The sequence below is a fragment of the Streptomyces krungchingensis genome, assembly GCF_054729265.1.
Genome location: NZ_JBPUKY010000001.1, coordinates 1,008,422 through 1,032,242, shown reverse-complemented (window position 1 = coordinate 1,032,242; position 23,821 = coordinate 1,008,422). Strand labels below are relative to the sequence as shown.

At 70.9% G+C, this 23,821-nt stretch carries 22 protein-coding genes; 8 read left to right on the top strand and 14 right to left on the bottom strand.

What is annotated here, in order from left to right; genetic code table 11:
* Positions 1-29 precede the first annotated feature (29 nt).
* The 4 genes from ACSYGO_RS04765 to ACSYGO_RS04750 all read right to left on the bottom strand — a co-directional run bounded on the left by ACSYGO_RS04765 (position 30) and on the right by ACSYGO_RS04750 (position 5,496).
* Positions 30-1,715, bottom strand: a complete 1,686-nt coding sequence (locus ACSYGO_RS04765; protein ID WP_460385844.1) for a hybrid sensor histidine kinase/response regulator — start codon at positions 1,713-1,715, stop codon at positions 30-32.
* 8 nt (positions 1,716-1,723) lie between these two features.
* Complete coding sequence (locus tag ACSYGO_RS04760) at positions 1,724-2,398, bottom strand: response regulator transcription factor (protein WP_435228051.1); 675 nt, start codon at positions 2,396-2,398, stop codon at positions 1,724-1,726.
* Between the two features lie 296 nt (positions 2,399-2,694).
* Positions 2,695-4,416, bottom strand: coding sequence for a PP2C family protein-serine/threonine phosphatase (locus ACSYGO_RS04755; protein WP_460385842.1), 1,722 nt, complete (start codon positions 4,414-4,416; stop codon positions 2,695-2,697).
* A gap of 63 nt (positions 4,417-4,479) precedes the next feature.
* Positions 4,480-5,496 (bottom strand): zinc-binding alcohol dehydrogenase family protein, encoded by a 1,017-nt coding sequence (locus ACSYGO_RS04750; protein ID WP_460389673.1) that lies wholly within the window; start codon positions 5,494-5,496, stop codon positions 4,480-4,482.
* A gap of 143 nt (positions 5,497-5,639) precedes the next feature.
* Here ACSYGO_RS04750 and ACSYGO_RS04745 point away from each other — a divergent pair, with 143 nt between their 5' ends.
* The 3 genes from ACSYGO_RS04745 to ACSYGO_RS04735 all read left to right on the top strand — a co-directional run bounded on the left by ACSYGO_RS04745 (position 5,640) and on the right by ACSYGO_RS04735 (position 8,407).
* The gene (locus ACSYGO_RS04745) at positions 5,640-6,437 is read left to right on the top strand and encodes a VOC family protein (protein ID WP_426679369.1); all 798 of its coding nucleotides are present in this window, start codon (positions 5,640-5,642) and stop codon (positions 6,435-6,437) included.
* Positions 6,438-6,545: 108 nt separating this feature from the next.
* Positions 6,546-7,544, top strand: coding sequence for an ArsR/SmtB family transcription factor (locus ACSYGO_RS04740; protein WP_460385840.1), 999 nt, complete (start codon positions 6,546-6,548; stop codon positions 7,542-7,544).
* A 164-nt stretch (positions 7,545-7,708) separates the two neighbouring features.
* The gene (locus ACSYGO_RS04735; protein ID WP_460385839.1) at positions 7,709-8,407 is read left to right on the top strand and encodes a ribonuclease H family protein; all 699 of its coding nucleotides are present in this window, start codon (positions 7,709-7,711) and stop codon (positions 8,405-8,407) included.
* Positions 8,408-8,504: 97 nt separating this feature from the next.
* Here ACSYGO_RS04735 and melC2 read toward each other — a convergent pair whose 3' ends face one another.
* Both melC2 and melC1 read right to left on the bottom strand, forming a co-directional pair.
* Positions 8,505-9,329 (bottom strand): tyrosinase MelC2, encoded by an 825-nt coding sequence (melC2, locus tag ACSYGO_RS04730; RefSeq protein WP_460385838.1) that lies wholly within the window; start codon positions 9,327-9,329, stop codon positions 8,505-8,507.
* Positions 9,330-9,361: 32 nt separating this feature from the next.
* The gene (gene melC1 / locus ACSYGO_RS04725; RefSeq protein WP_432176430.1) at positions 9,362-9,742 is read right to left on the bottom strand and encodes an apotyrosinase chaperone MelC1; all 381 of its coding nucleotides are present in this window, start codon (positions 9,740-9,742) and stop codon (positions 9,362-9,364) included.
* Positions 9,743-10,102: 360 nt separating this feature from the next.
* Between melC1 and ACSYGO_RS04720 the strand changes: the two genes are divergently transcribed.
* The 3 genes from ACSYGO_RS04720 to ACSYGO_RS04710 all read left to right on the top strand — a co-directional run bounded on the left by ACSYGO_RS04720 (position 10,103) and on the right by ACSYGO_RS04710 (position 13,484).
* Entirely contained in the window at positions 10,103-11,305 is a 1,203-nt protein-coding gene (locus tag ACSYGO_RS04720) for an FAD-dependent monooxygenase (protein ID WP_460385837.1), read from the top strand.
* 104 nt (positions 11,306-11,409) lie between these two features.
* On the top strand, positions 11,410-12,855 hold the full coding sequence (locus ACSYGO_RS04715; RefSeq protein WP_426679363.1) for an MFS transporter: 1,446 nt from the start codon (positions 11,410-11,412) through the stop codon (positions 12,853-12,855).
* Entirely contained in the window at positions 12,852-13,484 is a 633-nt protein-coding gene (locus tag ACSYGO_RS04710) for a TetR/AcrR family transcriptional regulator (RefSeq protein ID WP_460385836.1), read from the top strand. Before ACSYGO_RS04715 ends, ACSYGO_RS04710 begins: the two co-directional genes overlap by 4 nt.
* A gap of 36 nt (positions 13,485-13,520) precedes the next feature.
* On the opposite strand, the gene ACSYGO_RS04705 is transcribed toward ACSYGO_RS04710, so the two are convergent.
* From ACSYGO_RS04705 to ACSYGO_RS04690, 4 genes are all read right to left on the bottom strand, one after another.
* Entirely contained in the window at positions 13,521-14,150 is a 630-nt protein-coding gene (locus tag ACSYGO_RS04705; protein ID WP_426679361.1) for an alpha-ketoglutarate-dependent dioxygenase AlkB, read from the bottom strand.
* Positions 14,151-14,273: 123 nt separating this feature from the next.
* Entirely contained in the window at positions 14,274-14,981 is a 708-nt protein-coding gene (locus ACSYGO_RS04700) for an SDR family NAD(P)-dependent oxidoreductase (protein ID WP_426679360.1), read from the bottom strand.
* Between the two features lie 112 nt (positions 14,982-15,093).
* Positions 15,094-15,300 (bottom strand): hypothetical protein, encoded by a 207-nt coding sequence (locus ACSYGO_RS04695; RefSeq protein ID WP_435228037.1) that lies wholly within the window; start codon positions 15,298-15,300, stop codon positions 15,094-15,096.
* Positions 15,297-16,556, bottom strand: coding sequence for an MFS transporter (locus ACSYGO_RS04690; RefSeq protein ID WP_426679359.1), 1,260 nt, complete (start codon positions 16,554-16,556; stop codon positions 15,297-15,299). Before ACSYGO_RS04690 ends, ACSYGO_RS04695 begins: the two co-directional genes overlap by 4 nt.
* A gap of 488 nt (positions 16,557-17,044) precedes the next feature.
* On the opposite strand from ACSYGO_RS04690, the gene ACSYGO_RS04685 reads away from it, so the two are divergent.
* The gene (locus ACSYGO_RS04685) at positions 17,045-17,956 is read left to right on the top strand and encodes an NADP-dependent oxidoreductase (RefSeq protein ID WP_426679358.1); all 912 of its coding nucleotides are present in this window, start codon (positions 17,045-17,047) and stop codon (positions 17,954-17,956) included.
* A gap of 43 nt (positions 17,957-17,999) precedes the next feature.
* Positions 18,000-18,446 carry a GNAT family N-acetyltransferase gene (locus ACSYGO_RS04680; RefSeq protein ID WP_426679357.1) on the top strand — a complete coding sequence of 149 codons (447 nt, stop codon included), beginning with the start codon at positions 18,000-18,002 and terminating at the stop codon, positions 18,444-18,446.
* 280 nt (positions 18,447-18,726) lie between these two features.
* Here the strand turns inward: ACSYGO_RS04680 and pdxR are convergent, their stop codons facing one another.
* The 4 genes from pdxR to ACSYGO_RS04660 form a co-directional block, all read right to left on the bottom strand.
* Positions 18,727-20,028 (bottom strand): MocR-like pyridoxine biosynthesis transcription factor PdxR, encoded by a 1,302-nt coding sequence (gene pdxR / locus ACSYGO_RS04675; RefSeq protein ID WP_426679356.1) that lies wholly within the window; start codon positions 20,026-20,028, stop codon positions 18,727-18,729.
* 125 nt (positions 20,029-20,153) lie between these two features.
* Positions 20,154-20,537: an MmcQ/YjbR family DNA-binding protein gene (locus tag ACSYGO_RS04670; protein WP_426679355.1), complete on the bottom strand. Its 384-nt coding sequence runs from the start codon at positions 20,535-20,537 to the stop codon at positions 20,154-20,156.
* Positions 20,538-21,460: 923 nt separating this feature from the next.
* Positions 21,461-22,132: a TetR/AcrR family transcriptional regulator gene (locus tag ACSYGO_RS04665; protein WP_426679354.1), complete on the bottom strand. Its 672-nt coding sequence runs from the start codon at positions 22,130-22,132 to the stop codon at positions 21,461-21,463.
* A gap of 391 nt (positions 22,133-22,523) precedes the next feature.
* Positions 22,524-23,141 (bottom strand): TetR/AcrR family transcriptional regulator, encoded by a 618-nt coding sequence (locus tag ACSYGO_RS04660; protein WP_426679353.1) that lies wholly within the window; start codon positions 23,139-23,141, stop codon positions 22,524-22,526.
* Between the last annotated feature and the right edge of the window lie 680 nt (positions 23,142-23,821).

Here is a 23,821-nt window from a genome sequence, read left to right as displayed (position 1 = left end):
ACGGGCTGCCCGCACCGGCACGGCGTCCGTCACCGCTCGGGAAGCGTGCCGCCCAGCAGTTCCAGCAGGTCGACCAGTGGAAGCGGCTTGGCCAGATGGGCGTCGAACCCGGCACTCCGTGACGCGCCCTGGTCGGAACCCCGGCTGAACCCGGAGATCGCGATCAGCCGGACCTTCCCGCCGTGCGGCCGCGACCGCACCGCTCGCGCGACCGCGTAACCGTCGATGTCCGGCAGGCCCAGGTCGCACAGGACGACGTCGAACAGGTGGGCCCGGGTGGCCGTGATCGCGTCCTCGCCGGTGTGCACGACGGTGACATGGTGGCCCTGCCGCTCCAGCAGGGTGCGATAGGTCGTGGCGAGGTCGGTGTTGTCCTCGACGATCAGGACGGCCAGCTGCTTCGGCGTGGTACGGGACCGTGGCGCGCGGCGCGGCTCCGGCACCGTCGCGGTCGCGGACGCGAGGGGGAGTACCGCCGTGAACGTGGCACCGGTACCCGGGCCTTCGCTGTGCGCGGAGATCCGGCCGCCGTGGAGTTCGACGATCGTACGGGCCACCGCGAGACCCAGGCCGAGTCCCTCGGGCGTGCTCGGCCCGGCCGGGGCGGCGCGCATGAAGACGCCGAACAGTTCCTCGGCCTGGCCGGGCGCGAAGCCGATCCCGTCGTCCGCGACGGTCAGGCGTGCCCGGCCCTCCGCCACCGACAGGAGTACCCGCGTATGCCCGCCCGCGGGCGTGTACTTGAGCGCGTTGGACAGCAGGTTCGTCAGCACCTGGGCCAGCCGCAGCCGGTCCCCGTCCACGAGCACCGGCTCGGCGGGCAGGTCGACGTCGAGCGTGCGGCCGTCGTGGTCGAACAGGCCTCGGATGTCCGCGCAGGCGCCGGCGACCACCGGGCGCAGGTCCGTCCGCCCCCGCACCAGCTCCAGCCGTCCGGTCACCGCCCGCGTCCCGTCGAGGAGGTCGTTGCTCATCCGTACCAGCGTGCCGAGCTGGCGTTCCAGGACGGACAGCGCCGGATGGCCCTCGGGCAGGTCCAGGGCGAGGAGTTCGGTGGCCGCGGTGGCGGCGGCGAGCGGATTGCGCAGTTCGTGCGAGAGGGTGGCGATGAACCGGTCCTTGGCCTGCTGCTCCTCCCGCAACGTCCGCCCTGCCGCGTCGAGTTCGGCGTTGGCGCGACTCAGCTGCTCGTTGACCTCACGGATCTCCCTGGCCCGTACGAAGAGATCGATCTCCATGTTCTCGGCGCGCGTCCGCGCCGCCGCCTCGGCGCGCTCCCGTTCCTGCCCGGCGCGGCGCAGCCGGACGAACTCGGTGACGTCCTCGACACGGTGGATGATGTGCGTGACCGTGCCGTCCGCGTCGATCACCGGGGTGTTGACCGGACTCCAGTACCGCTCGACGAACCCGCCCGCCTCACTCGTGGGGATGTCGTAGCGCTGGAGGGCCATCGTGTCCGTCCGGCGGGTTTCCAGCACGGACCGGAGCGAGCGGCGCAGATTGGCGACGCCGTCCGCCGACGGGTCGTCCGGATTGTCGGGGAACACCTCGAAGACGGGACGCCCGACGATGCTCCGCTCGGTGCGGGTGGCGTTGAGGTAGGCCCGGTTGACCTCCACGATCGTGAAGTCGGGCGCCAGGACCAGGAGGGGCGAGAGCGTCGTGTCGAACAGGTTCCTGAAGTCGGGTACGGGATAAGGGGTGTTCGCGGACATGGCGGCCTTCAGGGATCGAGTCGGTAGCCGAAGCCGCGCACCGTGGTGATCCGCGGTGCGGGCGTGGGGACCCCGGCGAGCTTGCCGCGCAGCCGGTAGACGTGCTCGACGACGGTCGCCGAGGGCTGCCAGGACGCGCCCCAGATCTGCTCCAGCAGCTGTTCGGCGGAGAAGACCCGGCCGGGGGAGCGGGCCAGCAGTTCCAACAGGGCGTACTCCTTGGGACGTAGCGCCAGCGGGACGCCCGCGACGGTCGCCCGGTGGGCCGCCGTGTCCACGCGCAGCGCCCCGGCCTCCAGGACGACCGGAACGTCGGGCGGCTCGGAACGGCGCAGCACCGCACGGATCCTGGCGACGAGTTCACGCTGCGAGAAAGGTTTGACCAGGTAGTCGTCGGCGCCGATCTCCAGGCCCGCCACCCGGTCCGCCTCCTCGCCGCGCCCGGAGACGACGATCACCGGGAGACGGCTTGTGGAACGCAGGCCACGCAGCAGTTCCAGCCCGCTGCCGTCGGGCAGCCCGAGATCGAGGACGACCAGGTCGATGCCGCCGTCGTGCATGGCGGCCTTCCCGGCGCGCGCGTCGCTCGCCCAGCGGACCGTGAATCCCGCACGCTCGAGATAGGAGCTGCACATCAGTGCGAAGTCGGTGTCGTCCTCGATCAACGCGAGGTGAGGTCGCATCCCACACCCGGCCCAGCTGCCGCCCGCCCCGTGTTGTTGCACGGGTGAGCGGGCGTTGATGCCCCGACCATGTGGTGAAGGTAGAACAGGAACGGCCCACGGTTCAAGGGGGAGCCACCCGGGGGGAGTTCGGCGCGGGCTCGTGCGGTGCGGGGAGCGAAGCACCGCCGCACGGACCCGCGCCGGCGCACGCCCACATCCTGGGCTGACGGCGTGACGGCGTGACGGCGTGACGGCGTGACGGCGTGACGGCGTGACGGCGTGACACCGCCCCGGCCCACTGCGCCGGGGCGGTGTCACGCCGTCGGCCGGTGGCGGATGCGGGCCGCGAGTACCGCCACGTCGTCCTCCGCGTGCCGCGTGTCGAGCTTGGCGAGGATCGCGTCGAGCAGGTCGTCGACGTCCGCGCCCGGCGGCAGGCGCAGTCCGGCCAGCCGGGCGAGCGACTCGTCGATGTCCTCTCCGCGGTGCTCCACGAGCCCGTCGGTGAACATCACCAGGGTGTCGTCGGGAGCCAGCCTGCGGCCGGTCTGTTCGTAGCCGCCGACCCCCGTGCCGAGCGGAGGGCCGACGGGCAGGTCCACCAGTTCGCCGGTGCCGTCGCCGCAGAACACCACCGGGGGCAGGTGCCCGGCGCTCGCGAGCGAGGCCACGCCCCGCGCGGGGTCCACACGCACGAGCAGACTGGTGGCGGGCCGCCGGGTGCCTTCCTCGGCGACGGCCGCGTCGAGCCGGCGCAGTACCCGGTGCGGCGGCAGGTCCGTGGCCGCGACGTAGCGCAGCATCGAGCGGTACGCGTTCATGTCCACCGCCGCGTCCAGCCCGTGCCCCATGACGTCGCCCACGACCAGCAGGGTGCGCCCGAAGTGCAGCCGCACGGTCTCGAACCAGTCCCCGCCGACCAGGGTGCTGCCCCCGGCCGGCAGATAGCGCGTGGCCAGCTCCAGATTCGGATGCGGGCGGCCGGGCTCGGCGAGCAGTGCCCGCTGGAGCGACAGGACCGTACTGCGCATGGCGCCGTGCCGTCGCGCATGGCCCAGGTGGACGGCCGCGAGACGGGCCGCGTGGTGCGTGCGCGACGTCTCCGCCTCGCTGAAGGCGGGCCCCCGCCGGACGGCGACGAGCACCCCGTACCGCTGTCCGTGGGCGAGCAGGGGCACGGTCATGACCTGCCGGGGATCGCGGCCCGACAGATCGAGCGAGGCGGCGATCGGTTGCCCTTCGTCCAGAGCCTCGACGGACAGGGGGCGGGGACCGTGTGCCGGGGGGAGCAGCTCGACGCGGCCCGCCGTGGCGACGCGCGACAGGTCCAGGTCGGGCGGGCTCGGGGCGGTCGGGACGTCCGTCGGCAGCAGATCGACGGCTGCCGCGTCGCAGAAGTGACGGCACACGAACGCGACGAGCTCGGCACAGGTGACCGGCTCCTGCAGCGTGGTCCCGATCGACTCGACGGCGTCGACCAGCGCGTCGGGCGGCGGCCCTGTACGCGCGGTGACGCCCGGCGAGCCGGGAGACGGCCCCGCACTCGCAGCGCCGCCCGACGCCTCGGAGTGCGCCCCGGCACCCTTGGAGGTGTCCGGCTCGGCGGAGGGCGTACTCCGGGTGGTGTCCGGCGCGTCGGGCGGCGGCGTCGTACTCGCGGTGGTGTCTGGCGGGTCGGCCGGCGGCCCGGTACTCGCGGTGATGTCCGGCGGGTCGGGCGGCGGCCCCGCGGTCGCGGTGTCGTCCGGAGCCTCGGACGGCGTCCCCGTCGGCCTGGAGGTGTCCGGCGCGTCGGGCGGCGGTCCAGTGCTCGCGGTGGCGTCCGGCGGGTCGGGAGACGGCCCCGCGCTCGCGGTGGTGTCCGGCGGGTCGGGAGACGGCCCCGCGCTCGTGGTGTCGTCCGGAGCCTCGGACGGCGCCCCCGTCGGCCTGGAGGCGTCCGGCGGGTCGGGCGGCGGTACCGCACTCGCGGTGGCGTCCGGCGCGTCGGCCGGCGCCCCGGTACCCGCGGTGGCGTCACCGCCCCGGTCGGTCATGCCTCCTCCCTCCGCACCGCACCTCTGGCACCATCCACGCACGGGCGCGGCGGACCCGCATGCTCAGGCGGACGGCGGAAGATCGTTCACCAGTACCGCCGCTCCGTCGAACCGGCCCGCCTTGAGGTCCCGCAGGGCGTCCTGCGCCCGCGACAGAGGGTAGGGGTGCGTTGTGGCGCGGACACCGTGCCGGGCCGCGAGCGCCAGGAAGTCCCGCCCGTCCCGTCGCGTGTTCGAGGTGACGCTGCGCAGCTCCTTCTCGTAGAACAGCTCGCGCTCGTAGTGCAGCACGGGGACGTCGCTCAGATGGATCCCCGCGACCGCCAGGATCCCGCCCCGGTCGAGCGCGCGCAGGGCGACCGGGACCAGGTCGCCGACCGGCGCGAACAGGATCGCGCTGTCGAGCGGCTCGGGCGGCTCGTCGTACGCCCCCCGGGCGGACTCGGCCCCCAGTTCGAGCGCCAGCCGTCGCGAGGCCGCGTCGCGGGTCAGGACGTGCACGGTGGCGCCCTGCGCGAGCGCCAGCTGCGCGCACAGGTGGGCGCTGCCCCCGAAGCCGTACAGCCCGAGCCGCCCGCCCGGTGTCAGCCCGGCCCTCAGCAGCGCGCGGTAGCCGATGATGCCGGCGCACAGCAGCGGCGCCGCGGCGACGTCGTCCAGGTCCGCGGGCAGCCGGTACGCGAAGGCCGCCGGGACGGTCGTGTACTCGGCGTAGCCGCCGTCGGCGTCCCAGCCGGTGTACTCGGATGCCGGGCAGAGGTTCTCCGCGCCCCGCGCGCAGTAGGTGCAGGTGCCGTCGGTACGGCGCAGCCACGCGACGCCGACCCGGTCGCCGAGGGCGAAGCCGTCGACCTCGTCGCCCGTGCCCGCGACCACGCCGACCACCTCGTGCCCCGGAGTCACCCCCGGCCTGCGTACGGGCAGGTCGCCCTCGCTGACGTGCAGATCCGTGCGGCACACGCCGCAGGCGCGGACATGCACCAGGATCTCGTCGGGCCCCGGTGACGGAACCGGCTTCTCGACGAAGCGCAGCGGGCCCTGTTCGATGGGCCCGGGCCGGGCCACCTCCCACGCGTGCATCATCACGTGCCTCGTTCCGTCGACGACACTGTGCCCGTTCACCAGTGTCCTGCGGTCGCTCCCGCTCGGCGCGCGGCCCGCGCGGAGCCTGGCTAGCGTGAAAGGCGCACACCCGGTTCACCGAGCAGGAGAAGGTCGACGTCATGGCCGTACAGCCCGAAGGAACGCCCTGTTGGGCGGACGCGATGTTCAGCGATGTCGAGGGAGCGAAGAGTTTCTACGGTGACGTGCTGGGCTGGACGTTCGGCGAGTCGTCGTCGGAGTACGGCAACTACACGCAGGCGTACGCGAACGGCAAGGCGGTGGCCGCGGTCGTGCCGCCGATGCCCGGGCAGGAGGGCCAGTCGGCCTGGTGCCTGTACTTCTCCTCGCCCGACGCCGCCGCCACCGCCGCGAAGATCAGGGACAACGGCGGCGAGGTGCTGATGGAGCCGATGCAGGTCGGCGAGTTCGGCACGATGGCGCTGGCCCGCGACCCGAGCGGCGCCGTGTTCGGCGTCTGGCAGGGGGGCACCCACGAGGGCTTCGAGGCGGTCGCCGAACCGGGCGCGTACGCGTGGGCCGAGCTGTTCACCCGCGAACCGGAGAAGTCCGACGCCTTCTTCCCCGCCGTCTTCCCGCTCAGCGCGCGGCAGATGGAGGACGACAACACCGACTACCGGATCTTCAGCGTGGGGGAGAACCCCGTGCTGGGCCGGATGAAGATGACGGACGAGTTCCCGCCCGAGGTGCCTCCCTACGTCAACGTGTACTTCACCGTCGAAGACTGCGACGCGGCCGTGGCGAAGGCGACCGAGCGCGGCGCCGTCCTGCGGTTCGGGCCCATGGACAGCCCGTTCGGCAGGTTCGCTGCGCTCAGCGACCCGCAGGGCGCGTCCTTCTCCGTCATCGACGTGAGCACCACCCAGGGGGAGATGCCGACGATGAACGAGGTGTCCTGAGGCGCCGCCCCACGAGGGCAACCGCACGGATGCGGTATTCGTCCCTCCTTGTGGCGACGGCGCTCAGGGGCCGAGCCGGCACGAGGAAGGGCGAGTGGAAGAGACCGCATGCTCCGCATTCACTTCACGTCGACCGATCTTCAGAACATCCGCGTGGCCCGGCAACCCGATCCGCTGTGGGAACTGGTCTGCAGCGTCTGCCGGTTGGAGACGGGCCAGGGTCCGCTGGACTTCGGCCACTGGCGGCGCGCGGCCCGTGAGCGTCTCTCCCAGGACGTCGCAGCGGGCCGCGCGCTGGGCCCGCTGCGCGCGCTGATCCCGGCGGCCGGCTACATCCCGGACTTCCTCACGCCGCCGGTCACCGGTGGTGGCCTCGCCGCGGGCCTGGACGCGTTACGGGGCACGCCTCGTGCGCGGCTGACCCATGAGCTGACGCGGCTGGCCGAGGCGCGCCCGCTGCCCGCGTGGACGACCTCGCTGGGCAGGCCCGGCGGCGACGGGCTCAGGTCCCTGACCGTCGCTCTCGGAACCTACTTCCGGACCCTGCTGGAACCGTACTGGCCGCACATCCGCACGGCCGTCGGCAACGATGTCGACATGCGCTCCCGGGCCCTGCTCGACGGCGGTACGCAGGCACTCCTCGCCGGGATGACCCCGCTGGCGCGCTGGAGGGCCCCGGTGCTCGAAGTGGACTATCCCACCGAGCGCGATCTGCATCTGGAGGGGCGTGGCCTGCTGCTCGTCCCGTCGTACTTCTGCTGGCGCCGGCCGACCGCGCTGGCCGATCCGGGCCTGGACCCGGTGCTCGTGTACCCGGTGGCGAAGGCCCCGCTCACCGTCGCCACGACCACGGACGACGGGCTGGAACGCCTGCTGGGCCGCACCCGGACCGCCGTGCTCGCCGAGGTCGCGGACGGCGGCCCGCGCTCCACGTCGGAGGTGGCGCGGGCGGTGGGGATCGCGCTGCCCAGCGCCAGCTACCAGATCGGCGTCCTGCGCGACGGCGGTCTCCTGGCGAGCCACCGGGACGGCAAGTACGTCCTGCACACGGCCACCCTCCTGGGACTGCGGCTGCTGGGCACGGGCAGTTCCTCCGGAGCCGGGTGAGCCCTCGCCCCGGCCCTCCCGGCCCCGGCACTGACACAGGCACCGCGATGGTCACCGGGCTCCCGCACCGGCTGCGGCATCGGCACCGGGCTTTCGCCCCGGTTCCGCCATCGGCACCCGGCTCCGGCACCGGGATCCGCCATCGGCACCGGTCGGCGCGTGGCATGATCGAGGCCATGCCTGAACGTGTTGTGGCCGCCTGCGACGGGGCCTCGAAGGGAAACCCGGGACCCGCCGGATGGGCCTGGGTCGTCGCCGACGGGGACGAGAGCCCCACCCGCTGGGAGGCCGGCCCGCTGGGCACGGCGACCAACAATGTCGCCGAACTGACGGCGCTGGAGCGCCTGTTGACAGCCGTTGCCCCCGACGTGCCCCTGGAGATCCGGATGGACTCCCAGTACGCGATGAAGGCCGTCACCACCTGGCTGCCGGCCTGGAAGCGCAAGGGCTGGAAGACGGCCGCCGGGAAGCCCGTCGCCAATCAGGAGCTCGTCGCCCGTATCGACGAGCTCCTCGACGGCCGCACCGTGGAGTTCCGCTACGTCCCGGCGCACCAGGTGGACGGCGACCGGCTCAACGACTTCGCCGACCGGGCCGCGAGCCAGGCCGCGGTGGTGCAGCAGCCCGCGGGCAGCGACCTCGGGTCCCCGGAGCCGCCGCCCTCCCCGGACACCCCCGCCCCGGGCGCGGCGACCCGGCGCCGCGCCTCCGCCAGGCCCGCGCGGCAGGGCACGTCGACCCGCACCATCAAGGCCAAGTTCCCCGGCCGCTGCGTCTGCGGCCGTTCCTACGCGGCGGGCGAGTCCATCGCCAAGAACGCGGAGGGCTGGGGGCACCCGGAGTGCCGGACGGGCGCGGCCTGAGGCCCGGCCGCGCGGACCGGCCGTCGCGACGGCGACGGCCGGGGCCGCGTGTCCTGCGCGAGCGCAGGAGTGGTCCACCGGGCCCGAGCGGGCCCGGTCAGGCCGTGTCGAACGTGTAGAACCTGGTGTGGTCCAGCAGGTCCGACGGCCGTACGTCGTTCCACGGCTTCATCGTCTCCCCGATGTCCACCACGTTCGGGGTGCCGGCGAGCGGCAGATAGCCGGCGTCCGGGTGCCGGCGCTGCCACTGCGCCCACAGCTTGTCTATGTAGGCGTGGTGGAGCCAGAAGACCGGGTCGTTGGGGGAGACCCCGGTGGCCATCTGGCCGCCCACCCACACATGCACCCGGTTGTGGAGGTTGACGCCGCGCCATCCTTCGAGGTGGTTGCGGAAACCGTCCGAGGAGCTGTTCCAGGGCGCCATGTCGTACGTCGCCATGGCGAGCACCGACTCCACCTCGGCGCGCGTGGGCAGCTCCCGCACACCGGTGCCGAGCGAGCGGCGCAGATAAGTGCGGCTGTCGACACGCACGTTGATCGGCCAGTTGCCCGCGGAGGCCGCGAACGCGCCGTCCGTCACCCGCCCGTCGAGGCTGCGCCCGGTGCCGCCGAGGAAGTCGGGTGCCCACAGCGAGGAGCGCGTCGTGCGGTCGGTGCTCCAGTCCCAGTACGGCAGCGCGACGGAGGCGTCCACGGACTGCAGCGCCTGCTCGAACTCGATGAGGAATCTGCGATGCCAGGGCAGGAAGGACGGCGAACGGTGGCCCGTCCGTTCGCCGTTGTCGGTGTCACCGAGGATGAAGGCGTTGTGCGTCGTCACGAAGGCGTCGTAGCGGCCACTGCGCTTGAGCTGCACCAGTGCGTCGACGAAGCGCCGCTTCTCGTCGGCGGTCAGGTTCGCCTGGTTCTTGCGTACGGTCATGTGCGGGACTCCACGATCTGCTTGCGGGTGGTTCAGTTGCCGTTGAAGGGGACCAGCGGAGCGCCCTGGAGCTCGACGACCGCGGCGCGTGCGGCGGCGCGCGGGGTGGCGACCGGGTCGTAGTGGCTGACGACGCTGATCCAGCTGCCGTCGGCGTTCTGCATCACGTGCAGTTCCACGCCGTCGATGAACACCGCGTATCCGGTGCCGTGGTGGTGGCCGCCGCCGCTCGCGGGGCGGCCCTGTATGCGGCGGCCCCGGTACACCTCGTCGAAGGACTCGGGCTGTCCCCCGTGGTGATGGTCCGGCGTCGGCGCGGCGGTCGCCGGGGTCGCGGTGACCGCGGCGGCACCGGCCACGGCGGTCAGAGCTGCCGCGGCACCGAGGGCGCGGCGACGAGTGAGTTCCGGCATGCGGATTCCTCCGTTGATCGGCTCGGTAGCTGACCCGGTATGCCTATCGGGTCGTCAAAGAGCGGGAGAAATCGCCGGATGTCGGTTGGCTGCGATCAGGACAATCACGTACATGCCGTGCAAGATTGAACGAAGATGATCTTGCTGCGCGGGGTGCCCGGGGATCGCCGGAGGGAGGAATTCCTCCCGTGCGCGGGCCCGTTGTCGATGATCTTGCGGCGCCGGTCCGCCGCGAGTGGTGCGGCTCACGCGCGCAGACTGACGTGATCCGCGTCCGCGTTCCACCGCGATCCGTGGAATGTCGCTCCTGCTACTCTTCGTGGCCAATCGACCGCTCTGTGCAACAAAAGGGGAGTGCGCGTGAAGATCGCGTGCGTCGGCGGCGGACCCGCCAGCCTGTACTTCTCGATCCTGATGAAGCGCCAGGACCCGTCCCACGACATCACCGTCCACGAGCGGAACCCGGCCGGATCCACGTACGGCTGGGGGGTGACCTACTGGTCCTCCCTGCTGGACCAACTCCGCGACGGCGATCCCGAGTCCGCGCGCGCCGTCGCCGAGGCATCGGTCCGCTGGAGCGACGGAGTCGCCCACGTGGGCGACCGCACGACGGTGCACCACGGCGACGAAGGGTTCGGCATCGGCCGGCGCCGGCTCCTCGACCTGCTCGCCGAACGGGCCCGGACCCTCGGCGTGCGCGTCGAGTTCGAGCACGAGGTCCCGGCCGACCCGCTGCCCGACGCGGACCTCGTCGTCGCCGGAGACGGCGTGAACAGCGCGCTCCGCGACCGTCGCGCCCAGCACTTCGGTCCCGAAGTCACCCACGGGCAGAACCGCTACATCTGGCTCGGCACCACCAAGGTCTTCGACTCCTTCACCTTCGCCTTCGTCGAGACCGGCCACGGGTGGATCTGGTGCTACGCCTACGGGTTCGGCGAGGACGCCAGTACCTGTGTCGTGGAGTGCGCCCCGCAGACCTGGACCGGTCTCGGGCTCGACCGGGCGGACGAGGCCGAGGGGCTCGCCGCCCTGGAGAAACTCTTCGCCGGCCTGCTGGACGGACACCCGCTGATCGGCCGGGCGCAGGCCGACGGCACCGCCCAGTGGCTCACCTTCCGCACCCTGGTCAACCGGACCTGGCACCACGGCAACCTCGTCCTGATCGGCGACGCCGCCCACACCACCCACTACTCGATCGGCGCCGGCACCACCCTCGCCCTGGAGGACGCCATCAGCCTCGCCCGTGCGCTGCGCGAGCACCCGGAGCTGGAGTCCGCCCTCGCCCACTACGAGCGGGAGCGCAGGTCGGCGCTCCTGCCGGTGCAGAGCGCGGCCCGTCTCAGCGCCCAGTGGTACGAGAACCTCCCGCGCTACATCGGCCTCCCGCCGGCCCGGATGTTCGCCCTGCTCGGCCAACGGCACTCGCCGCTGCTTCCCTACGTGCCGCCGCAGTTGTACTACCGCATGGACCGCGCGGCGGGGCGGCTGGAGGTGCTGCGCCGCTTCAAGCGCTGGCTGGGACCGCGGGTGGCCCGCACGGTGCAGTCACGTTCCCGCCCGTAGCGGCCGAAGCGGTCTCCGGGAGGACGCGCGGTTGGGTGAATGGCGATTCACCGATAGGGTGAATATGAATTCACCTGGTTTTCGCATTGACTTCTGGAGAACCCATGACAGCCCTGCGGGACCGGCTCACCGTCCCCGTCCTGGCCTTCGGCGGCATCCTCATGGCCGTCATGCAGACCGTGGTGGTCCCGCTGCTGCCGGACCTGCCACGGCTGACGGGGGCCCCGGCGAGCACGGTCTCCTGGACGGTCACGGCGACGCTGCTGTCCGGAGCGGTCCTGACGCCGGTCCTCGGCCGTGCGGGAGACATGTACGGCAAGCGGCGCGTCCTGCTGATGGCCCTCGCGCTCATGACGGTCGGCTCGCTCCTGTGCGCCCTCACGTCGGACATCGGCGTCCTCATCGCGGCCCGCGCCCTTCAGGGCGCGGCGGCCGCCGTCGTGCCGCTGTCGATCAGCATCCTGCGCGACGAACTGCCCCCGGCGAAGACGGGATCCGCGGTGGCGCTGATGAGTTCCACCGTGGGCATCGGTGCCGCCCTCGGACTGCCGCTCGCCGCGCTCGTCGTCCAGTACGCCGACTGGCACGCGATGTTCTGGGCCACGACCGCGCTCGGCGCCTTGGGACTCGCGCTCGCCTGGTGGGCCGTGCGCGAGTCGCCCGTCCGCGAGCCGGGCCGCTTCGACACGCTCGGCGCGCTGGGCCTGGCCGCCGGACTCGTGTGCCTCCTCCTCGGTGTGTCCCAGGGCGGCACCTGGGGCTGGACCAGTCCCGGGATCGTGGGTCTCTTCGTCGCCTGCGTCCTGATCCTCGCCCTGTGGTGCCGGCAGCAGCTGCGTGCCGAACGCCCGCTGGTCGACCTGAAACTGGCCGCCCGGCCGCGCGTCGCCCTCCCGCACATCACGGCGCTGCTGACCGGATTCGCCTTCTACGGCAACTCCCTCGTGACGGCGCAGCTGGTCCAGGCTCCCGAAGCGACGGGCTACGGTCTCGGCCTGTCCATCGTCGCGACCGGCCTGTGCCTGCTGCCCGGGGGAGTGACCATGCTGCTGCTCTCACCCGTCTCGGCCCGCATATCGGCGGCCCGCGGTCCGCGCGTCACGCTGGCCCTCGGCACGGCGGTGATCGCCCTCGGCTATCTCCTGCGGATCATGGACAGCCGCGACCTGTGGATGATCATCGTGGGTGCCACGGTCTGCGCGACCGGCACCACCCTCGCCTACTCCGCCCTGCCCACCCTGATCCTGCGGGCGGTGCCGGCCGGGCAGACCGCGTCCGCCAACGGCGTCAACGTCCTGATGCGCACCATCGGACAGGCCGTGTGCAGCGCCGCGGTCGCCGCCGTCCTCGTGCATCACACGAGCCTCGTCGGGGGTGCCCCGGTGCCCACGCTGCACGGATATCTGCTGGCCTTCGCGATGGCGGGTACGGTCGCACTGGTGGCCTGCGCCGCCGCGCTCTCGATACCCGGCGACCCCGCCTCCCGCGGCACCCGGCGCAGCCGTGGCCGTACCGGGGCCCGCCGTGACGAGGCCCTCGAAGGAGCATGAGAACAGTGATCACCCCGCACCCCGGCGACACGGCGTCCCCCGCCGGCGCCGTGCACGAGGACGACGCGACGCGGACACCCGCGCCGCGTCGCGACGCCGAGGCGACGAAGGCGGCCATCCTCCGCGCCGCCCGCCATCTGCTGGCCCGGCACGCCCACGGGGACATCACGCTCAAGGCGGTCGCCGAGCGGGCCGGGGTGAGCGCGCCGCTGATCCTCAAGTACTTCGGCAACAAGGACGCGCTGTTCGCCCGCGTGATGTCCTTCGAGTCGGACGCCGAGGCCCTGCTGGACGCGCCCCTGCCGGACCTCGGCCGCCATATGGTCCGCCACCTCCTCGAAGGTCAGACCCTGCGCGGCGCCGACCCGGTCCTGCGGATCGTCTTCGCCCCGCTCCACGGAGAACAGGGCGACATCCTGCGCGCCAACTTCCGCACCCAGGTCAGCGAACGTCTCGCCGGCCGCCTCACCGGCCCCGACGCGGGCCTGCGCGCCGAACTCGCCGTCGCCACCCTGCTCGGACTCGGCGTCATGTACGGCATCGCGCGCGGCACGCATCTGCGCGCCGCGGAGATCGAGGACATCGTCGACCGGTACGCGCCGGCGGTGCAGGACCAGCTCACGCCCTGACCGGCGCCGGCCGCGGCTCTCGCACCGGACGCGGGCTCAGCTCACCCCGTTCGGGCGGAACTGCACACTGATCCGCGGCCCCGTGGCGCGCGCCGACTTGGGGACGGCGTGCTCCCAGGTCCGCTGACAGGAACCGCCCATCACGATCAGGTCGCCGTGGCCGAGCGGGCGCCGTACGGTGTCTCCCCGCCCGTGCCGAGGCCGCAGCAGCAGGTCGCGCGGGGCACCCACGGACAGGATCGCCACCATGGTGTCCTCGCGCGCGCCCCGGCCGATCCGGTCCCCGTGCCAGGCCACGCTGTCGCGGCCGTCGCGGTAGTAGCAGAGGCCGGCCGTGGTGAACCGCTCGCCCAGTTCGCCGGCGTAGTGCGCGGACAGCGCGTCCCGCGCCTCGTCGAGCACGGGGTGCGGCAGCGGATCGTCCGCGCGGTAGTGGGCGAGCAGCCGCGGTACGTCGACCATCTGCTCGTACATCTGCCGTCGCTCCGCACGCCAGGGCACCTCCGCGACGAGCCGCGCGAAGAGCGCGTCCGCGCCGCCGAGCCAGCCCGGCAGCAGGTCGATCCATGCCCCGTCGCCCAGGACGGTGCGGCGCAGTCCGTCCAGCGGACCGAGGTGGAGCTCGTCGGTCTGGTCGAAGAGCGAGCCCTGGAGATGCGTGACCATGTGGCCAGCGTACCTCGGTAATCGAAAATATGTTCTATGCCGGGGTGGGGGGCTGACCACCCCGCTCACCGGGCGGGTGGCCGGCCCGGCGCTCTCAGTGGACCGGCCACCCGCTCGCCCCGCTCACCAGGGGACCGGGCCGGACGCGTCGAAGTAGCCTCCGGTGGGGCCGTCGGGGCCGACCTGCGCCATACGGACGATGATCTCGGCGCCCTGCTCGACGGTCTGCGTCCCCGTGTTGCCGTTCAGGTCGGTCGCGGTGAAGCCGGGCTCGACGCAGTTGATCCGGATGCCCGGGAAGGCCTTCGCGTACTGGGCGGTGATCATGTTGACCGTCGTCTTCGACGCCGGGTAGGCGATGCCCGGGTAGCCGTACGCCGGGGCGCCGGGATCGGTGACCAGGGCCATCGAACCGAGGCCGCTGCTCACGTTCACCACGACGGGGGCGGCGGACCGGCGCAGCTGCGGCAGGAACGCGTGCGTGACGCGCACCAGGCCGAAGACGTTCGTCTCGAACGTGGCCCGCATGGTCTCGGCCGTCTCGTCCCCCGGGCCGACGACGGTGTTGCCCTCGCCGCGCCCTTCGATGCCGGCGTTGTTGATCAGTACGTCCAGTCCGCCGTCGGCCTCGACGGCCTTCGCCGCCGCGGCGACGGAGGCGTCGTCGGTCACGTCGATCACCACGGCCCGTGCGCCCAGTTCCTCGGCGGCCCGTCGCCCGCGCTCCGGGTCGCGGCTTCCCACGTAGACGGTGTGCCCCGCGGCGACGAGCCGGCGGGCGGTCTCGAAGCCGAGACCCTTGTTCGCTCCTGTGACGAGTGTCGTAGTCATGGCTCCAGGCTCCGACGGGGCGGCGCGGTCAGCCAGGCGTCCCGTCTTCCTGGGACCGCCAGTACCAGTCTTCGACTGCCTCGTTGACTCGCGAGGCGCACGAACGGCCGACTCAGGCGCTGAAGCCGTGACAGGAGAAGTACCCGGGGGGCGCGCAGCCCCCGAAGTCCGTCTCGAAAGTCCTGCCAAGGCCGTCGTCCGGGTCGCCGAGGGCGCCACGCTCCTGGTGGTGGGCCATCGGGAGCACCGGACCGGCCTCGCCTTCGGCCGCGGCGATCGACGGCTCGTTCCACCGCGAGCGGGTGGCATCACCTTTCACGCCGGTGTCGAGGTCTGACGTGTGCACTCATCGTGCCGGCTGGTCGTGCCGGTATGCGGATTGCGTGCCGCGATGACGGTGAACAGGGTGGCGACGAGGGCAGAAGCGCCGTAGCCGAGCGCGATCTTCGGTAGTGAGAAGGTGTTGGACAGCTGACCGGAGATGAGGCTGGGAATGGTCGCGCCGCTGTAGCTGAGGAGGTACACCACGGCGAAGATCGGTGCGCGGTCCGCCTGGCTGCTGGCATGGAGCAGGCCGCGGGTGGTGCCACTGATGGCGATGCCCTGACCGGCCCCGGCGACGATGGTTGCGGCGATGAACAACGGAAGCGCACCGGTGGCGATTGCTGTGATGATGCCGGTCCAGCCGGCGCAGAAGGCGACCATGCCGATGCGTTGAGCTCCCGCCGGCGCGAATCGGCCGCTGAGGGGAGCGCTGAGAGCGCTGGGGGCCATGTAAGCGGCGAACACCAGTCCCAGGACGAGTGAACTGTGAGTGCGGAGCTGATCTTCGACCAGCGCGGGCACGAAGGCTTGGTAGAACGCCCCGGTGGCCCAGGTGGACAGGAGCACTACGGCCGTGACAGCGAGCAGAGGCCTGACTCGGACCGGTACACGGACAGTGGGATGCAGTGATCGCCACGCGCCGCCGACCGCGGTCACGGTGTCCGGGCTGATGGCGATGAGCACGGTGGACACCACGAGCAGGCCGACGGAAATGAGGTAGATGAGGTCGCGTGGCCAGGGGCCGAACTGGACCAGGGCACCGGAGGCGATGGCGCCTATGGCAAGGCCCAGCATGACTGTCTGGCTGGACGCGACGGAGGCCAGCCAGGCCGGCTTGGTGGGTGCGGTGTCGACGATGTACGCGGTGAGGCTGCTGCTGGCCAAACCGGCACCCAGACCCATCAGGAGTCGGCCGGCGATCAGGACGCCTATGTGGTGCACGTTCAACAGCACCAGGCAGCCCAGCAGGAGCAGGCCGAGGCTGACGAGGGCCGTGGGCCGCCGGCCGACATGGTTGGACAGCCGTCCCAGTACCAGCAGCGTGCTGATGGTGGCGGCGGAGTAGGCGACGACTGTCATCGAGATGTCCGCGTTGGTGAACCCGTCCTGGGCCCGGTAGACGTTGAACAGGGGAATCGTCGAGCCCACTGCGGCGAACGCGGCCGTCAGGGAGAGCACCGAGGACAGGAACGCAAGCCGGAATGTTCTGCCCTGACGATCCTGATGGGGCGCTGGGGCCGCATTGTGCATCGAGCCGTTTCCTTTTCTCGTTCTGAATCAGGCCGGCGCACCGGCTTCTGTGTGGAGGTCACAGTCGGCTCCGCGGCTCCTGGCTCCTGCGAGCTCCGTCCTCGCGTCACGACTGCGGTTCGCCAGGTAGGTTCGCCTGCCCGTCGATCATGCAGTAACAGGACTATACAGTCCAGATAAAGGGGACGTCACGCTCTGGCCAGCGAGCCCCTTTTGCCCTGCGCCCACCCGCGCTCCTGCGTCAGAATTCGGCCAATGCCTTGTTCTGGCGGGGTGAACGGTGATCGGATGCATGGGTCGCGCGATCGCCTGCCGCAATGTCGTAGCGCTGCCGCCTTCCCGTGTTTGGACTCTGCCGTCCACTTCGAGGCTAAGCTGACAGTAGTGACTCGAGGGTCGAGCCGAGATCGCAGCAGTCCGCTGGACCGGCTGGCTCTGGCTGGACGACGTGCCGCGCAGGCAAGGAACCGGAGACAGGGAGGCGCCTCATGAAGGCAATTGTGGTGACGGATCAGGCAGCGGGAACGGCCGGGATGACGCTGACCGAGCGCCCGGAGCCGAAGGCCGCGGGCAACGACGTCCTCGTTGAGGTTCACGCGTCGGGATTCACCCCAGGTGAGCTGGAGTGGCCCTCGACCTGGGTCGATCGTCTCGGCCGTGACCGGACGCCATCGATCCCCGGCCACGAGGTGGCCGGAGTGGTCAGCAGTCTCGGCTATGGCACGAGGGGGCTGTCGCTCGGGCAGCGGGTGTTCGGGCTGACGGACTGGACGCGCGACGGCACCCTCGCGCAATACGTCGCCGTCGAGGCGCGCAACCTCGCGCCGCTGCCCGGCGATGTCGACTTCACGGCGGGCGCGAGCCTGCCGATCTCTGGCCTGACGGCCTGGCAGGGACTCTTCGTACACGGCCGATTCCAAGAGGGGCAGAGCGTTCTCGTACACGGCGCAGCCGGCGGCGTCGGCTCGATGGCGACGCAGCTCGCCCGCCAGGCCGGCGCCTACGTCATCGGAACCGGACGCGCCGCCGACCGGCAGGCCGCGATGGAATTCGGGGCGCAGGAGTTCGTCGACCTCGGCAACGACGCACTGGAGGACGTCGGCAGCGTCGACCTGGTCTTCGACGTGATCGGGGGCGACATCGGGAAGCAGTCGGCGGATCTGGTGCGAGCAGGCGGGATGCTGGTCACCATCGCCGGCCCGCCCGAGACGCAGCCCAAGGACGGCCTGGCGGTCGACTTCGTCGTCGAAGCCGACCGCGCACAGCTGGCCGAGGTCGTCCAGCGAGTCCGGGACGGACGCCTGCGCACGAACATCGGCCAGGTCGTGGCCCTCAAGGACGCCGTTTCCGCTTTCAACCCGGCCGAGCGGGTCAAGGGCAAGATCATCGTTCGCCTGTGAGGCCACTGCACATGCCCGGACACAACCAGCAAAGGAACACCGCATGACCGGCCCGACCGAGCCGAACCGCTCCACCATCGATGACCCCGACAGGGCACGCCCAGATCTCCCCACTCGAGGTCAGGCCGTCGTGACCGGCGATGCCAGCGATGACCCCCATGCTCCCGCGTTCGACTTCGACGTCGTCAACGACGAAGAGACCGGTGTCTACGAGGCCAAGGCCGGGGACACGGATGTGGCCGGACTGGCCTATCGGGCCGCGAGCGAGAACCGACTCGTGCTGCTGGCCACCTCAGTGTTGCCCGAGTTCCGCAACCAGGGCATCGCCACCGAGCTGATCCGACGCGTCCTGGACGATGTGCGCGCGCAGAGAAAGACGGTCACCATCACGTGCCCGGTCGTGCGTACCTTCATCGAGCGCAACCCGGCGTACGCCGACCTCATCGACCCCGAGCACCGGGGAACCGGCAACGCGGCTCACCGGTCCTAGGCCAGCCCGTCACGCTTCCCCCAGGGAGAAGGCGTGACAGTGACGATGAGCGTCGAGGCCGAGGCGGATACGGAGGAGAACAACGCGACGCTCATCGCCGCACTGGACACGACAGGACTCGGCAAGGTGGAGTCGAGCCGTCATCAATGACACGGAGCGCAGTCGATGACCCCGGCTGTCGGAGCCGAAGCGATCCCGGACCTCTCGTACCGGTTCGTGGGCTGCCGCGTGTTGTTGACGACCTGGGGCGACGCTGTGTGCCCGGCCACTTGAGGGCGGGTCAGGAAAGGATCCGCATGAGCGCGGAGAGCGCGCGAGGCCACACGGTGTCGGAGGGCACTCCGTAGCCGACGACGAGGGCATCGGTCACGACGTTCCGGGACCGTGCATGGCGGTATCGGGACAGGCCCGCCACTTTGAGTCCCTGCCGGGTCGCCGACTGAAGGACGCGCTGCTCGGTCCCGGGCGGCAGACTGAGCAGGGTGTGCAGGCCGGCAGGCGTCCCTGTGACGCGCACGTTCGGGGCGTGCCGGGCCAGGGCTGTGACGAGAGAGTCTCGCCGATCGCGGTAGCGCCGACGTTCAGCACGTACGTGATGGCTGTAGGCGCCGGAGGTGATGAATTCCGCCATGGTCAGCTGGCTCAGTACCTCGCACGAGTCGATCTGTCCCTTGGCCGCCACCGCTTCCGCAGCGAGCGCGGGAGGCAGCGCCATCCAGGCCAGCCTCAGGCCAGGAGCAAGGGTGTTGCTGGCGGTACCCAGGTGGACCACGCGGTCCGGAGAGAGTCCCTGGAGCGCTCCGACTGACTGGTGGTCGAATCGGAACTCGCCGTCGTAGTCATCCTCCAGGACCAGTCCGCCTGTCCGTCCGGCCCAGTCCACGACGGCCGTCCGGCGATCGCGCTGCAGCGTCGTGCCCACGGGGAACTGGTGTGCCGGCGTGAGCAGGACCGCATCGGTGCCGTCGGGCGGGACCGGGTCGGTTCCGTGCGTATCCAGGGGAAGGGGGAGGGTCTCCAGTCCCGCAGCCGCCAGCAAGGTGCGGTGCCTGTCTGGGCCGTAGGACTCGACGGCGACACGGCGTGCCCCTCGACCGGCCAGGACTTCGCTGAGGATCTGCAGGGCGTGGGAGACGCCGGCACAGATCAGGATGTGCTCCGGATCTGCGTACACGCCCCGCGCTCGTGCGAGATGGTCTGCGAGTGCGGCCCGTAGCTCCGGCCGGCCGCGGGGGTCACCGTAGCCGAACGCGTCGTCGGGAGCCGCGGCCAGGGCACGGCGTGTGGCCTTCAGCCAGGCTGCACGAGGAAACGCGGTGAGGTCGGGGGTACCTGGGATCAGGTCGTAGCAGGGTTCACCGGACGGTTCGGAGGCCGAGAGGACCAGGGTGGGCCGAGTGATCATCCGGTCTGTGACGAGTGTGCCCGAGCCTCTGCGGGCGGTAAGCCATCCCTCGGCGACGAGGTCGCCATAGGCGTCCGCCACGGTGTTGCGGGCAAGGCCGAGGTCGGCGGCGAGCCGGCGGGAGGAGGGCAGCCGTGTTCCGGGCGCCAGGCGGCCGCTGCGGACAGCGTCGCGCACGGCTGAGGCCAGCGCGCGGCGCGCACCCCGTCCAGCTCCGATCCCATCGCTCTCGATGACCTGCCGTAGCCGCGGTGGACTGGTCGTACCGCGGGCGCCGAGGGGGCTGACGGGCATGACGACGGTCAGGCCCGGCGGCCGTAGGTGTGCGGATCCACAGGCTGCTCGGACGTGGGAAGTCCGCTGACCACGAGACGGTAGGAGTCGATCACGAGTTCCTTCACCAGCTCCTCGTCGACGGTGCCCCCGCCCTCCACCGTGATCCAGTGCCTCTTGTTCATGTGATAGCCGGGGGTGATGTCTGCGTGCCGCTCACGCAGAGCGGCGGCGTCGTCCGGATCGGCTTTCAGGATCACGACAGGGTGCCCCGGCATGTCGGTCATGAGCATGAAAACCTTGCCCGCCACCTTGTAGCGGTGCCAGTCGGAGCCGAGGCGATGCTCCAGGTCGGCGCCGGGCAGCTCCGCAGTGCACGCGCCCGCGATCTTCTGCAGTTCCTGTCCGTCCACGGTGATCAACTCCTGTATCCATCGAGTACCTCGACCGGCCGGCCGAGGCTCCAGGTGGCGTCTCCCGCATCGCCGCACGAACGGCGGTGCCCGCCGGGGCGGCGCGACGCGGCCGCCGAATGTCCACCGGTCATGCCCGGCGCGCAGACGTCCGTCCGTGCGGACGAAGGAGGTCGTCCGATGCCGGCCAGTTCGACGGCCGCGCAGATGGCCCTACCGACAGGCCCGCCACGGATGCCGGGCCGCCGGCGCTGCGGCCTTCCTCGCCCTGGCCGTCGCCTCCATAGAACCGTTCAGGCCCATGGCGTCCCGTTGGCTCTGTCACGGGCAGCCCCGTCGACCAGGCTCAGGCAGTTGTCACTGTTCTCCCGTAGCGCCTGCCGGGGCCGGCAGACGTACGCGTGAACGTGGCCTGCGGGGGACGGCGGGGCGTCGTCGCCCGGCACGTGATCCGCCGGTGCCGAAGCGCTCACCGGCCTGCCTGACCTGAGCAACAGCGCAGCGAGGACGGTGCGCTGCCTCGGCCGGCCGGCTCCTGCGTCGGCCTCCTGTCGGTGTCGCCGGACTGGACCGGCCACTGGGAACGGGACGTCCATGTGCATGGTGCTTACCGCCCTGGAGATCCTTGTGAAGCTTGACTGCTCAGCTGTCCGCAGGAGACCGCTCTCGACCAACGTACCGCAAGTCGCCACTCCTCAAGGACTAAATAGTCCTTTTCTTGGGAGAGAGTATCCGATTTTGACTGGAGGACGGCGCTAGACGGGGGCACGGAATGTGCGGACAGGCACCTCCTGACGCCGTCAAACGCCCGCCAGGGCCGCATCCGGCCCTGGGGGCCGGTTGAAGGTCCGGTGCCGGATGGTGCGACGCAACCCTCTGTGGTGCGGCACCAGGATCTCTCGGTGCCCCGTGTCGCCGGCGACTTAGAGCCCTGCCGGGTCTCCCGCCGGCTGACTGGCGTCCCCAGCAGGCACGGCATAGGCCTTGACGTGGCCGATCGCCATGTCCAGGGCGATCCTCATGGGTTTGACGTCCTGGGCTGTCTGTGCGAGGAGGTAGCCACCTTGAAGGGCGGCCATGAGGCCGGTGGCCAGCTCTTCGGCATCGGCGTCGGCACGGAGGACTCCCGAGTCCTTCATTCGCTCAAGCCCGGCCTCGAGTAGTCCCTCCCAGCTCTCGAAGTGCCGGGCGAGCGCCTGGCGCGCCTCTTCATCCTGGTCGGCCAACTCGCTTGCAAGGGATCCGAGCGGGCAGCCGTACGCCCCGTTCCGGAGCGCGTTGTGTTCGACCATCGCGTCCCGCCAGCGCTCCAGCCCGCGGAGGGAGTTGAGCCGCTGGAGTAGCTGGTGCTGACGTTTGAGCAGTTCAGCAGCCTGCAATGCGACAACGTCCCGCACCAGTGCATCCTTGTCGGGGTAGTGGCGGTAGAGCTGGGATTTGCTCGTTCCGCTGGCCGCCCTGACCTCGTCGAGGGTCGTGGAAGACACGCCCCTGACGTACATCATGTCGGCGGCAGCCCTCAAAATGCGCTCCCGAGTCGCCCGCCCGCGCTCAGTCAGCCGGGAGTCGTTTCTGTCGCGCGTCTGTTCCGCCACATGGGCCAGATTACCGCTGCGTACGCTAGCAGGATCGCAAAGGGACCTCAAGGTCCTTTTTCTGAAGTTTCCTGAGGGACGGGCACTGCCGGAGCCTGACCGCGTGTGCTCGGGCTCCGGGCCGGCACTGCCCGGGGAGATCAAGGCCGCCGGCGCCGCCTCTGAGAGCGGAACGGTCCCCGCCCACCATTCGCCGCCTCCCGGCTGACCAGGGGCAGAAGGCCATCGGCAACGCCCCAACCCGCGATGACCCCCTTGCATCCTTCAATCCGGCCGAGCGGATCACCGGGAAGACGATCACCGGCGTTCGCCGCTGTGTCCCGCAGGGGCCCAGCTGCTCCGGACATGTCGTGGCGGAGCAGAACGAGCTCCTCGGGCTGCAAACGTGGGCTCAGCTGCGAGCGAAGAACGCGATGTGGTCCAGGGCCATGTCCAGTGCGACGGCCATCGGCTCGGAGCTGTGAGCGTTCTGTGCAAGCACGTAACCTCCCTGCAGAGCGGCCAGCAGACCAGTACCCAGGCGTCGCGGGTCCGCGTCCTCGGCAAGTACGCCGAGGTCGCGGAGCCGGGTCAGTGTTTCGACGAGCATCCGTTGCCAGGCATCGAATGATGCGTTGAGCGCCTGGCGGGACTGCTCATCGTTGTCGGACAGCTCAATCGACATCGCGCCCAGCGCGCACCCGTACGAGCCGTCCTGCAGTGCGTTGGCCTGGACCAGGGCGTCACGCCAGCGGCGCAGACCGGTGAGGGTCTTCACGCCGCGCAGGCGCTGTTCCTCGCGGGCGAGGACGAACTTTGACTGCACGTCGATCACGGCGTGGATCAGCGCGCGTTTGTCCTCGAAGTGGTTGTACAACTGCGACTTGCTCGTTGCGCTCGCCAGCCGGATGTCATCGAGTGTGGTGGCGTTGACGCCCCTGACATAAAACAGCTTGGCTGCCGAGTCAACGATCCGTGAACGGGTCTCCAAGCCGCGTGACGTGCGGCGAGCATCGCTGGTTGCGGGCATGGTGTCTCCCTCGGGCACGTTACTCACTCGTGCTGCTCAGCCGTGGAACGCATCACCGGCGCGGTGGCCACTTCCCAGGCAGCGACTGGGCCGGATCAGCTGTGACTCCAATACGACCATAAAGGCTGACCAGTGAGAGATGGCGCCCTTGTGATCCTTCACGCAGGTGCCGATGGTGTCGTGGCTCGTGAGCCGGCACCGGACCTGGCCCATGTCGCCCATTTCTGCCCCAGTCCGCCGCGGCGCCCCGGCGTCCGGCGTCCGTCCGGCCTCCTCTGCGAAGACTTCCGTCGGGGTTCCGCCCGGCCGGAGTGGCGGAGAGGGCCGGCCTGGCGCCGGGCGGGATCGTGACGCCGGGACGCCGAGGCGGCGCGGCACCCCGGCTTCGATGGCCTGGGCCGCGACGGCCATGTCAACCAGTACCTCCTCGTGGACGGATGTGAGACGGGGGTGCAGGCATCCGAGAGGTCTTGCCTTCGTTCCGGTCGAGCCTCTTCCAATATTGGACTAAAAAGTCCACTCGGTTCAATCGTTCTGGATCGAGCCAGGCTGGGATCGGGTGACTTGCATCCGCTCGATCCGAACCGTGCACTCGATCACAACTAGACCCGTATGTGGCACTGAACTGCGCATTTATTGATCCGGCGTGACCTCATCCCGTCCGGAGGCGACCTGGTGGA

Coding starts and splice junctions, on each gene's coding strand:
- ACSYGO_RS04765 (WP_460385844.1), bottom strand. CDS start 1,715: ATGTCCGCGAACACCCCTTATCCCGTACCCGACTTCAGGAACCTGTTC.
- ACSYGO_RS04760 (WP_435228051.1), bottom strand. CDS start 2,398: ATGCGACCTCACCTCGCGTTGATCGAGGACGACACCGACTTCGCACTG.
- ACSYGO_RS04755 (WP_460385842.1), bottom strand. CDS start 4,416: ATGACCGACCGGGGCGGTGACGCCACCGCGGGTACCGGGGCGCCGGCC.
- ACSYGO_RS04750 (WP_460389673.1), bottom strand. CDS start 5,496: ATGCACGCGTGGGAGGTGGCCCGGCCCGGGCCCATCGAACAGGGCCCG.
- ACSYGO_RS04745 (WP_426679369.1), top strand. CDS start 5,640: ATGGCCGTACAGCCCGAAGGAACGCCCTGTTGGGCGGACGCGATGTTC.
- ACSYGO_RS04740 (WP_460385840.1), top strand. CDS start 6,546: ATGCTCCGCATTCACTTCACGTCGACCGATCTTCAGAACATCCGCGTG.
- ACSYGO_RS04735 (WP_460385839.1), top strand. CDS start 7,709: ATGATCGAGGCCATGCCTGAACGTGTTGTGGCCGCCTGCGACGGGGCC.
- melC2 (WP_460385838.1), bottom strand. CDS start 9,329: ATGACCGTACGCAAGAACCAGGCGAACCTGACCGCCGACGAGAAGCGG.
- melC1 (WP_432176430.1), bottom strand. CDS start 9,742: ATGCCGGAACTCACTCGTCGCCGCGCCCTCGGTGCCGCGGCAGCTCTG.
- ACSYGO_RS04715 (WP_426679363.1), top strand. CDS start 11,410: ATGACAGCCCTGCGGGACCGGCTCACCGTCCCCGTCCTGGCCTTCGGC.
- ACSYGO_RS04710 (WP_460385836.1), top strand. CDS start 12,852: ATGAGAACAGTGATCACCCCGCACCCCGGCGACACGGCGTCCCCCGCC.
- ACSYGO_RS04705 (WP_426679361.1), bottom strand. CDS start 14,150: ATGGTCACGCATCTCCAGGGCTCGCTCTTCGACCAGACCGACGAGCTC.
- ACSYGO_RS04700 (WP_426679360.1), bottom strand. CDS start 14,981: ATGACTACGACACTCGTCACAGGAGCGAACAAGGGTCTCGGCTTCGAG.
- ACSYGO_RS04690 (WP_426679359.1), bottom strand. CDS start 16,556: ATGCACAATGCGGCCCCAGCGCCCCATCAGGATCGTCAGGGCAGAACA.
- ACSYGO_RS04685 (WP_426679358.1), top strand. CDS start 17,045: ATGAAGGCAATTGTGGTGACGGATCAGGCAGCGGGAACGGCCGGGATG.
- ACSYGO_RS04680 (WP_426679357.1), top strand. CDS start 18,000: ATGACCGGCCCGACCGAGCCGAACCGCTCCACCATCGATGACCCCGAC.
- ACSYGO_RS04660 (WP_426679353.1), bottom strand. CDS start 23,141: ATGCCCGCAACCAGCGATGCTCGCCGCACGTCACGCGGCTTGGAGACC.